General features: G+C 41.8%; 1 protein-coding gene. It reads left to right on the top strand.

Annotated elements, in window-relative coordinates:
- Positions 1-1,071, top strand: a 1,071-nt coding sequence (locus R2Q85_RS24530; protein WP_316814447.1) for a beta-N-acetylhexosaminidase, incomplete at its 5' end; no start/stop codon positions are given.
- Positions 1,072-1,090: the final 19 nt, after the last annotated feature.

Raw genomic sequence — 1,090 nt, 5'->3', positions numbered from 1 at the left:
CGTTTTGTGACCATTATTCCTGAGATCGAAATGCCTGGCCACTCGTTGGCAGCTTTAGTGGCCTACCCTGAATTGTCCTGTAGCGGCGGGCCGTTCAAAATCCCGGCAAACTGGGGTGTTCAAAAGGATGTTTTTTGTGCGGGAAATGAACAAACCTTTCGTTTTCTGGAAGATGTACTGACAGAGGTTGCAGCACTTTTCCCTTCCCCGATTATTCATATCGGAGGGGATGAATGCCCGAAAGACAGGTGGAAAGCCTGTGCCAAATGTCAGGCAAGAATGGCAAAAGAAGGTTTAAAAGATGAACATGAACTGCAAAGTTATTTTATCAAACGCATTGAAAATTTCCTGTTAACGAAAAACAAGAATATCATAGGCTGGGATGAGATCCTTGAAGGGGGGCTTGCACCAAAAGCATCCGTGATGTCCTGGCGTGGAGTAGCCGGAGGGATCGCTGCGGCTAAACAACACCACAATGTGGTGATGACCCCAACAGATTATACCTATTTTGATTATTACCAGGAAGAACCTTACTTAGATCCCCTTGCCGTTGGACGTATCGTCTCACTCGATAAAGTTTATTCGTTTGAGCCAGTTCCGGAAGAGTTGACAAAAGAAGAAGCTGTATATATCAAAGGCGTTCAAGGAAACATTTGGTGTGAATTTATCCATTCACCGGACAGAGTTGAATACATGACCTATCCACGTGCTGCAGCACTTGCTGAGGTTGGCTGGACCACTCCGGGATTAAAAAACTGGGATGATTTTAAAAGAAGGATGAACACGCAGTATAAACGTTATTCAAATCTGGGCATAAATTATGCTGAAAGCGCTAAAAATGTTTCCTATAGTTTGGAGAAGGATGAGAAAAATGGATCTACTATGGTAACGCTTAAGACTGATAGTTTTGAACCGGATATCCGTTACACAATTGATGGAACAGAACCAGTTTTTAATTCACCCAGATATACGGCACCTTTTAAGATAAATCTTCCCGGGACTGTTAAGTCTGCAGTATTTGATGGAAAACAAAAGCATTATAAAGTCAGTGTTTTTTCTATTTTAAAATAATAATCTACCGTTTAATCAA

Source organism: Pedobacter heparinus (assembly GCF_032678725.1).
In the GTDB taxonomy this organism is placed as follows: Bacteria; Bacteroidota; Bacteroidia; order Sphingobacteriales; family Sphingobacteriaceae; genus Pedobacter; species Pedobacter heparinus_A.
Note: the sequence above shows the minus strand (reverse complement) of the source record. Positions and strands in the feature narration are given on the sequence as shown.